Origin of the sequence: Streptomyces sp. NPDC088766 (genome assembly GCF_044750845.1) — a bacterium.
GTDB lineage: Bacteria > Actinomycetota > Actinomycetes > Streptomycetales > Streptomycetaceae > Streptomyces.
The window spans coordinates 116,341-125,416 of sequence record NZ_JBIVKQ010000013.1 but is presented as its reverse complement, the minus strand read 5'-3'; the positions used below and the strand labels follow the sequence as shown (position 1 = coordinate 125,416).

The 9,076-nt window shown below is 74.3% G+C and carries 9 protein-coding genes; 2 read left to right on the top strand and 7 right to left on the bottom strand.

Annotated elements, in window-relative coordinates:
• Positions 1-191: 191 nt before the first annotated feature.
• From ACIP5W_RS19785 to ACIP5W_RS19775, 3 genes are all read right to left on the bottom strand, one after another.
• Positions 192-590 (bottom strand): DUF3040 domain-containing protein, encoded by a 399-nt coding sequence (locus ACIP5W_RS19785; RefSeq protein WP_401474776.1) that lies wholly within the window; start codon positions 588-590, stop codon positions 192-194.
• A 266-nt stretch (positions 591-856) separates the two neighbouring features.
• Positions 857-1,696 carry a methyltransferase gene (locus ACIP5W_RS19780; protein ID WP_401474773.1) on the bottom strand — a complete coding sequence of 280 codons (840 nt, stop codon included), beginning with the start codon at positions 1,694-1,696 and terminating at the stop codon, positions 857-859.
• A gap of 239 nt (positions 1,697-1,935) precedes the next feature.
• A complete protein-coding gene (locus ACIP5W_RS19775; protein WP_401474770.1) occupies positions 1,936-2,499 on the bottom strand; it encodes an SAV_6107 family HEPN domain-containing protein in 564 nt (187 codons plus the stop codon).
• A 357-nt stretch (positions 2,500-2,856) separates the two neighbouring features.
• Here ACIP5W_RS19775 and ACIP5W_RS19770 point away from each other — a divergent pair, with 357 nt between their 5' ends.
• Both ACIP5W_RS19770 and ACIP5W_RS19765 read left to right on the top strand, forming a co-directional pair.
• Complete coding sequence (locus ACIP5W_RS19770) at positions 2,857-3,480, top strand: TetR/AcrR family transcriptional regulator (protein WP_401474767.1); 624 nt, start codon at positions 2,857-2,859, stop codon at positions 3,478-3,480.
• Positions 3,481-4,043: 563 nt separating this feature from the next.
• Positions 4,044-5,552, top strand: coding sequence for a phytoene desaturase family protein (locus ACIP5W_RS19765; RefSeq protein ID WP_401474764.1), 1,509 nt, complete (start codon positions 4,044-4,046; stop codon positions 5,550-5,552).
• A 51-nt stretch (positions 5,553-5,603) separates the two neighbouring features.
• On the opposite strand, the gene ACIP5W_RS19760 is transcribed toward ACIP5W_RS19765, so the two are convergent.
• The 4 genes from ACIP5W_RS19760 to ACIP5W_RS19745 all read right to left on the bottom strand — a co-directional run bounded on the left by ACIP5W_RS19760 (position 5,604) and on the right by ACIP5W_RS19745 (position 9,001).
• Positions 5,604-6,572 carry a hypothetical protein gene (locus ACIP5W_RS19760; RefSeq protein WP_401474761.1) on the bottom strand — a complete coding sequence of 323 codons (969 nt, stop codon included), beginning with the start codon at positions 6,570-6,572 and terminating at the stop codon, positions 5,604-5,606.
• A gap of 56 nt (positions 6,573-6,628) precedes the next feature.
• A complete protein-coding gene (metF, locus tag ACIP5W_RS19755; protein ID WP_401474758.1) occupies positions 6,629-7,552 on the bottom strand; it encodes a methylenetetrahydrofolate reductase [NAD(P)H] in 924 nt (307 codons plus the stop codon).
• 217 nt (positions 7,553-7,769) lie between these two features.
• Positions 7,770-8,417 carry a thiamine phosphate synthase gene (gene thiE / locus ACIP5W_RS19750; RefSeq protein WP_401474755.1) on the bottom strand — a complete coding sequence of 216 codons (648 nt, stop codon included), beginning with the start codon at positions 8,415-8,417 and terminating at the stop codon, positions 7,770-7,772.
• Between the two features lie 218 nt (positions 8,418-8,635).
• Entirely contained in the window at positions 8,636-9,001 is a 366-nt protein-coding gene (locus tag ACIP5W_RS19745) for an Rv2175c family DNA-binding protein (protein ID WP_392246280.1), read from the bottom strand.
• Positions 9,002-9,076 lie beyond the last annotated feature (75 nt).

Sequence of the window (9,076 nt, the reverse complement as noted above, 5' to 3'; positions counted from 1 at the left end):
GGGGGGGCGGCGGGGTCGGGGGGGGGGGGGCGGGGGGGGGGGCGGGGCGGGGGGGGGGGGTGGGGGGGGGGGCGGGGGGGGGGGGGGGGGCCCCGGGGGGGGCCCCCCCCCCCCCCTCACCACGTCTCTGTACGGTTCCGGCGTCTCACCGGGCCGGGCACGGGAACGGCCGGCACAGCCTCAGCGGCGCCTCAGTGGCCCTGGCCGCCCTGCTCGTCGCGGCGCCGCTGCCAGCGTTCCTCGATCCGGCTCATCACCGAGCGCTTCGGCCGTCCCTGCCTGCGTGCCTGCGGGGCGCCGGCAGGCTGTTCACCCGGCTTGGGGGCCTTGCGCCAACCGGTGACCGCGAGGACCGCACACCCCAGCATGACGAGGAAGCCCACCACACTGAGCCAGACCTGCTTGGCGACCATACCGGCCATGAGGAGCGCGATACCCACGAGGAAGCCCGCGACCGCCTGGTAGACCCGGCGCCGGGTGTAGGTACGCAGCCCGCTTCCCTCAAGCGCCGACGCGAATTTGGGATCTTCGGCGTACAGCGCTCGCTCCATCTGCTCGAGCATGCGCTGCTCGTGCTCCGAGAGCGGCACGGAGTCCTCCTCATCGTGCAGTCGCCGGGGCGACCCGGGGGGTCCCTTAAGGATAGGCAGGGAATCGCCCCCGTGAAACCCGCCCCTCTACGCCAATTGGCCAACCGGAGCCCGTCATGAGCATCTCGGGTCCGCTGGGGGTTCCATTCCCCGGCGGCCGACCCGTCATGCCGGGCGGTCTCCCTCGATCATACGGCGCGCTTCGGCCGAACGGGGGGCCTGTGGCGTACTCCATGCGCAGCCGCGTACCTGATCAGCGGCGGGTCTCAGGAGTGGGCGGCGGCCTCGTCGGTCCCCCGGGTCTCACCGAGGACGTGGAGCTGGGTCGCCACGGAGTGGAAGGCGGGCAGCTCGGCCGCCGCCTCCTCCAGCTTCAGCAGCGCCTCCAGGGCGCCGGGCTCGGTGTCCACGAGCACGCCGGGCACGAGGTCGGCGAAGACCCGCACCCCGTGCACGGCGCCCACCCGGAGGCCGGCGCCCTCGACCAGTCCGGTGAGCTGGTCGGCGGTGAAACGGTGCGGTACGGGGTCGCCCTCGCCCCAGCGGCCGTCCGGGTCGGTGAGGGCCTGGCGGGCCTCCTTGAAGTGACCGGCGAGGGCGCGGGCCAGAACGGCGCCGCCGAGGCCGGCGGCGAGCAGGCTGAGGACCCCCTCGGAGCGCAGCGCGGCCACCACGTTGCGGACGCCTTCGGCGGGGTCGTCGACGTACTCCAGGACGCCGTGGCACAGGACGGCGTCGTAGCCGCCGCGCCCGACCACGTCGAAGAGGCCGTGGGTGTCGCCCTGGACGCCCTGCACGCGGTCGGCGACTCCGGCCTCGGCGGCGCGCCGCTCCAGTGCGAACAGCGCGTTGGGGCTGGGGTCGACGACGGTGACCCGGTGCCCGAGGCGGGCGACCGGCACCGCGAAGTTGCCGCTGCCGCCCCCGGTGTCGAGCACGTCCAGCGACTCCCGCCCCGTGGCCTTGACCTGGCGGTCGAGGGCCTCCTGGAGGACCTCCCAGACCACGGCGGTACGGAGCGAGGCGCGGGGGCGGGAGGGACCGGAGCGCAGCGACGCCGTGGGGGAGTGGCGGTGGGAGGCGGACGGGCGCATGGGGTCCGGCACGGCAGTTGACTCCTCGGCGCGGCACCGCCTCTGGCGCGGCGGAGCGAACGGGGCGCCTTCCCGGCCGCGGCGGCGGCGAGGGGAAGGCTTCAGGCGCTGTCCACCCTATTGCCTCCGCCCCCGCGCCCGGTCACCGCGGTGCGCCCGGGTCGCGGGGTCCGCCGGGCTCCCCGGGAGGCCCGTGCGCGCGTCCCGGACGGGCACCCCGCCGGCGTTGCCGGTCCCGTGGGCGGCGGGGCTCATCCCGCGTCCGGCATGTCCGCCCCCGTGCTCGGGCCGTCCGCTTCGGCTCCCTCCCGGCGGGGCGGGGGCAGGACCGGCTGGAGGACCAGCATGCGTTCGACGAGGCGGAGGAACATGGCCACGTCGCGTATCAGGTCGTCGGCGTCGCGACGGCTGGCCGCGCCCTGGATGCCCGCCTCGGCGCGGGCCCGGCGCCCGGCCCCGGAGGCGAACAGCGCGCTCCACTCGGCCAGTTCGGGCGCTATCTCGGGGAGCACCTCCCACGCGCTCCTGATCCGGGCCCGGCGCCGGGGGGTGGTCTCCGGGCGCCCCCGCGCGGCGAGGACGGCGGCGGCGGTGCGCAGCGCGGCGAGGTGGGCCGTGGCGTACCGCTCGTTGGGGGTGTCGAGGACGGTGGCCTCGTGCAGCCCGGCGTGGGCCTGGGCGAGCAGGTCGAGGGCGGCGGGCGGGGCCGTGGTCCGGCGCAGCACGGGGTGCACGTCGCTCGCCGGGCCGGTCAGTGAGGGGGCAGGGCCGGTGGCGCGTCGCCGACGTGCGGCTGCTGCGTGGGAGCTGGCCATGACGAACCTCCTGTCGTCTGTGTGACGGCACGATCCTGTCCGGTGGTGCCGTATGCGCCCATCGTGCGCCATGCCACTGACAATCCGTTGCGACCTGGGCTTTTGCCTCGACCGGAAGTTCGGGCCAGTTTTTGCACTGCCCAGTCAGTTCACATTCTGCCCACGGGGGAACCGTGCACGGAGTCGCCGTCACCGCCGAGGACTTCGGACTGCGGGGTCCGCGCGCCGCCGCCAGGTGTGGACGCTGGACCGGCTGCACCCGGAGCTGACCCTGTGACGGCCGGCCCTGTGACGGCCGGCCCCGTGACCGCGCGACCGGGGACTTCGGCGGGGCGGGTTCCTGTGACAATCAGGAGCATGGACAGCACCACCACGCCGGCCGGCCGCACCCGCCGCGAGGCCACCCGGCAGAAGCTCTACGAGGCAGCCGTCACGCTCATCGCCGAGCAGGGCTTCTCCGCGACCACCGTGGACGAGATCGCCGAGCGGGCAGGCGTCGCGAAGGGCACGGTCTACTACAACTTCGCGAGCAAGTCGGTTCTCTTCGAGGAGTTGCTGCGGCACGGCGTGGGGCTGCTCACCGCATCCCTCCGGGAGGCCGCCGAGAGCACGGCGGGCCAGGGCGGCAGCCGGGTCGACGCGCTGGACGCGATGATCCGCGCGGGCCTGGTCTTCATCGACCGCTATCCGGCGTTCACCCAGCTCTACGTGGCCGAGCTCTGGCGCACCAACCGGGCGTGGCAGTCCACGCTCATGGTGGTGCGGCAGCAGGCGGTGGCCGTCGTCGAGGGCGTGCTGCGCGAAGGCATCGACCACGGCGAGTTCAGCGACGAGATCGACGTGCCGCTGACCGCGGCCGCGCTGGTCGGCATGGTCCTGGTGGCCGCCCTGGACTGGCAGGCCTTCCAGTCGGAGCGGTCCCTGGAAGACGTCCACGCGGCCCTGTCCCGGCTGCTCCAGGGCCGGGTCAGCGGGCGCTGAGGGCTCCGCGGGAGGTGGTACCGCCACAGGCCGCCGGGGCGGGCACGAAAGCGCCGGTCCGCCGTGGCCACGTCCCCCGTGTGCCACCGCGAACCGGCGCTCCCCCGGTACTTCCCCCGTGTCCCCCGCATTCCCCGCATTCACCCGTGTCCCCCGCATTCCCCCGTCCGGTCGTTGCCCCGGACTGCCCCCGTGCCTCGCTTCCGCCGACCGGGCCGGCGGAAGGAGCGGTCCAGGACCGGCACCGTTCCGCCGCCCCGTGTCGGCGGTGCGGCGCCGGGCCCCTTTCCGTGGGCTCCACTCTCCCGTTCACCCAGGTCGTGCCCCATCCGCGCGCGTACTCATCTCCGCGGCTAGGTACGGCTACTCAGACCTGGGTGCCCGTCCCCAGGGCGCCGAGCGGCCGCCCCGGGGACGATCGTCCCCCGTGTCCGTACTCCCCCGGTGCTCGCGGGCGGCCGCGCCTGCGCGCCGGAGCTGCCGGGCCTGTCCGGCGTGACCGGAGCGGGCGGCCCGCCGGGCTGGCGCCGTCACTGCCGGTGGCGGCCGATAAAGTCGCGGGCATGGCACGGATTGCGGTGATCGGCGCCGGGATGGGCGCGCTGGCGGCTGCCGCCCGGCTGGCCGTCGCGGGCCACCGGGTGACGGTGTACGAGCGTACGGAGACGTACGGCGGTGCGGTGCGCCGCTTCGAGCGGGACGGGTTCTCCTTCGACACGGGCCCCGGTCTGCTGACCCTGCCCGCGGTCTGGCGCGATCTCTTCGTCAAGACCGGCAAGGAGCCGCTGGAGGACTGTGTCGAGCTGGTCCAGGTCGACCCGTCGGCGCGGCACGTGTTCGCCGACGGCACCGAGGCCGTGCTGCCGAACGCCTCGCGCGCGGGGGTCGTCTCCGCCCTGGACGAGGCGCTGGGCCCGGGGGCCGGCGGTCGTTGGGGCGACTTCCTGGTCCGGGCCCGCGAGGCCTGGGACCGCACGCGCCGCCCGCTCCTGGAGGAGCCGCTGTGGCCGAACTGGACGGTGCTCGCCGACCGCGAGCCCTATCCGGCGGTGCCGCACAAGCGCCTGCTGCGCACCCGCCGGGCCGGCACGCTCGCCGAGGTCGGCGCCTGGGAACTGCGTGACCCCAGGCTCGCCGCCTTCCTGGAGAGCCACGCGCTCGCGTACGGCCTCGATCCTCGGGTCACCCCGGCGAGCGCGGCCGTGCTGCCGTACATGGAGCACGCCTTCGGCATGTGGTCCGTGCGCGGTGGCGTGCGCGAGCTGGCCCGCGCGGTGTACGAGAGATGCCTGGCCCGCCGGGTCGTGTTCGAGTTCGGTGCCGAGGTCACCCGGATCGTGGAGAAGGACGGCCGGGCGGCGGGCGTGGAGCTGGCCGGGGGCGGCTCCCCGGCTTCCGGCTCCGGGGGAAGCGCTGTGGTGGAGGCCGACTTCGTGGTCGCGCCGGGGACGGGCCGCTTCACCGGGCTGCCGCCCCGCGGCCCGGGCGAGGTCGTGCCGCAGCGGGGCCTGCCGAGCCGGTTCACCGTGCTGCTCGCACTGCGCGGCGGGCGCCCGGAGGGGACCGCGCACCGGACGGTGGTGCACACGCGGGACCGCGAGGGCGAGCTGGAGGCCCTGTTCGGTACGGCGCCCGCGCCGGCCGCCGGTCCGACGGTCACGGTGCTGCGGCCCGGGGACCCGGCTCTCGTGCCGGACTCCGCCCATGAGGCGGTCACCCTGAGTGTCGTCGTCCCGGCCGGGGCCGAGCCGGGGACCGACCTGGTGGAGGCGGTGCTCGGCGTCGCCGAGCGCGCCCTTCCGGGCCTGCGGGACCGTGTCCTGTGGCGCGAGGTGCGCACCCCGGCGGACATCGCGGAGGAGACCGGCGTGGCGGGCGGGTCCGTCCCGGCGCCGGCGCTGGCGGCGGCGGGGGGCCTGCTGCTGCACCCGGCCAACTCGACCGCCCTTCCGGGACTGTTCACCGCGGGCGGCTGGGCGCACCCGGGCGGTGGGCTCCCCCACGCGGGCATGTCGGGCGCGCTGGTGTCGGGACTCGTCGTGGAGGGGCCGGAGTTCCGCGGCTCGCAGTGAGCCGCGGCCCCCGCCCGTGCCGTCCCTCGGGGCGGCGGTCGTGAGTGTCCGTCAGAAGCGGTACTGCTCGTCGTACCCGTTGCCCTGCCGCTGCCCGTCGCCCTGGTAGGGGTACGGCTGCTCGGGCGGGAGTTCGCCGGCGAGCGGGTCGTCGGTGCTGCGCTGCTGCGGGACCCAGACGCCGCCGGCCGGGGTTCCGTCGTAGCCGCCGGTGCCGTACTGGTCCTGGCCGTAGCCCTGCTGCGGGTACTGCTGCTGGTCGTACCCGCCGCCGTAGGAGCCGCCGCCGTAGGTCTGGGTGCCGATGTAGGGATCGGAGTAGGCCGCGTACTGCTGCTCGCCGGAGGCGTCGTAGTTGTACTGCTGCTGGCCGTATCCGGAGTAGCCGTCGTAGCCGTACCCCTGGTCGGCGCCCTGGGCGGCGGTCGCGTACTGGTCCTGGGGCTGGGTGGCGGACGTGTGGGCGGTGTCGCTGTACACGCCGTAGGAGCCGGTGTCGTCGGGCAGGGGCTGGGGCTCGTAGACGGAGGTGGTCCCGGCCGCCGTGGCGCCGGCGCCGCGCGCGGGCGTGAACACGTCGTCGCGGTCGTCGTCGCCGTAGGCGCTCTTGTCCTGGCCGTACGCGATGTCGTCGCCGCCGAACGGCGTGCCCGCGTCCCGGCCGTACGGGTCGGGACCGCCCTCGGTCTCCTCCAGGTCGGAGACCTCCAGGGTCGGGTCCTGGTGCTCGCCCTTGCCGCGGCGGCGCTTGGTGCCTTCGGTGCCGGGGCGGCTGACGGCCCAGCCCTCGGCGAAGCCGCGGCGGAACGAGAGCGTGACGTACGTCTGGCCGACCGCGAAGGCGGCCGCGCCCACACCGATGACGACGATCGACGGGATCAGGACACCGACCACCACGCCGAGGAAGCCGCCGAAGGCCAGCAGCCGCCAGCGCAGCCGTGCCTTGTACTGCAGCAGCACCTCACCGAGCAGCCACAGCGCGACGATGCCGAACGCGATGTAGAGGACCGTCCAGCCCATGTACGCCCCTCTCCCCTTGGCCGCTACGCAGTGTGTCGTAAGGCGGTGCGACCGGTCTAGGCCTGCGGTGGGTGGTGCAGACCCAGGTTCTCGTAGATTTCCAGCGTCGCCGTGGAGTTGTTGAGCGTGATGAAGTGCAGTCCGGGCACTCCCTCGGCGAGCAGCCGAGCGCAGAACTCCGTGGCGAAGTCGATGCCAATGGAGCGTACAGCGGCCGGATCGTCTTTGGCTGTGAGCATCCGCTCTTTCAGCGCCGCCGGGAAGTGGGCGTTGCTGAGCCTGGGCAGTCTCTCCAGCATCTTCACACTCGTCACCGGCAGGACCTCGGGGATCACCGGGGTCGCGCAGCCGGCCGCCGACACCCGGTCGCGCAGCCGCAGGTAGGAATCGGGCTCGAAGAACATCTGCGTGATGGCGTAGTCGGCGCCGGCCCGGCACTTGTCGACGAAGCGTGCGATGTCGGTGTCCCAGTCGCCGGACCGCGGGTGCATCTCGGGGAAGGCGGCGACGCCGACGCAGAAGTCGCCCGACTCCTTGATCAACCGGACGAGTTCGGCGGCGTAGGTGAGCCCCTGCGGGTGCGGCACCCACTCGCCCATGGGGTCGCCGGGCGGGTCGCCGCGCACGGCGAGCATGTTGCGGATCCCGGCGTCGGCGTACTGGCCGATGATGTTGCGGAGTTCGGCGATGGAGTGGTCCACGGCCGTGAGGTGCGCGACCGGGGTGAGGGTGGTGTCGACGACGATCTGCTGCGTCTCCTTGACCGTGGTCGCCCGCGTGGTGCCGCCGGCGCCGTAGGTGACGGAGACGAAGTCGGGGGCCACGGCCTCGACCCGCCGGAGCGCGTTCCACAGGTTCCGCTCGCCCTGGGCGGTCTTCGGCGCGTAGAACTCGAACGAGTACGTCGTCTTGCCGGTGGCCAGGATGTCGCGCACGGTGCGGGCGCGGTCGGTCCTGGTGGATGCGGTTCCGAGGGCCATACCCGCAGGTTAGCCAGGGGAGGGACCTCCCCCAACCGAAACTCGGAAATTTGCCCGAATTGTCGTCTCGTTGTCCATCCCTTGGACAGGCGGGGCGAGCCGGGCGGAGCCGGGAAGAGCGGCGGACGGCGAGGGACCGGGCCGGAAAGGAGAGGGAGGGGACAGGGACGGGCGAGGAGGCCGGACGGGTGAACGGGCCGGCGTCCGGGCGCCCGGCTCAGACCGCGCGCAGCCGCTCGGCGAACTTCGCCGCCGCGGCCCCGGGGTCGTCGGCCTCCGTGATCGCCCGGACGACCACGACGCGGCGGGCCCCCGCCTCCAGCACCTCGTCGAGGTTGCCGAGGTCGACTCCGCCGATCGCGAACCAGGGACGCCCGGTGCCCAGCGCCGCCGTGTGACGGACCAGGCCGAGGCCGGGGGCCGGGCGGCCGGGCTTGGTGGGGGTGGGCCAGCACGGGCCCGTGCAGAAGTAGTCGACGCCCTCCTGGACGGCCGCGGCGTCCGCCTCCGCCTCGCTGTGCGTGGAGCGGCCGATCAGCACGCCGTCGCCGAGGAGGGCGCGGGCCGCGGGGACCGGCAGGTCGCCCTGGCCGAGGTGGAGGACCTGGGAGCCGGCGGCATGGGCGACGTCCGCCCGGTCGTTGACCGCGAGCAGCCTGCCGTGGCGGGCGCAGGCGTCGGCGAACACCTCGAGGTGCTCCAGCTCCTCCGCCGCCTCCATGCCCTTGTCGCGCAGCTGCACGATGTCCACGCCGCCCGCGAGGACCGCGTCCAGGAACTCCGGCAGGTCGCCCTGGCGCCTACGGGCGTCCGTGCAGAGGTAGAGGCGGGCGTCGGCGAGCTGGGAGCGGGCCGTGTCGGACATGCGTGGGTCCCCCGGGGCGTGGCGGCGCCCCGGGCCTTTCCCGGGGCGGCGGTGTGCGGCCGCGGCTGACCACGGCCGCACACCTGGCGGTTCTGCGGATCAGCGGATCCGTGGAGAGCCGCAGATCCGTGGAGAGCGGCGGATCCGTGGAGAGCGGCGGATCCGTGGAGAGCGGCGGATCCGTGGAGAGCGGCGGATCCGTGGAGCGGATCCGCGGCTCAGACGGCGAGCGCCTGGGCGCGGCGCTTCACCTCCGTGCCGCGATTCTCGCTCAGTGCCTGCGCCGGGGTCCCCGGCAGGGACGGGTCGGGCGTGAACAGCCACTCCAGCATCTCTTCGTCCGTGAAGCCGTCGTCCCGCAGCAGGGTCAGGGTCCCGGACAGGCCCTTGGTCACCTTGTCCTCGTCGATGAAGGCGGCGGGGACGTGCAGCGCCCTGTTCTCACCACGGCGTACGGCGATGAGCTGGCCTTCCTTGACCAGCTGCCGCACACGCGTCACGTCGACATCGAGCATCTCCGCGATGTCGGGCAGGGTGAGCCAGGCGGGGACGAGAGCATCGATCTTTGCGTCAATCTCGGTCACCCCTCAAGACTGCCATCCCGGACCGGCAGTCGGTACCCGAGGCTCCCCTCAGGGGGACGGGGCCGCCGCCGGACG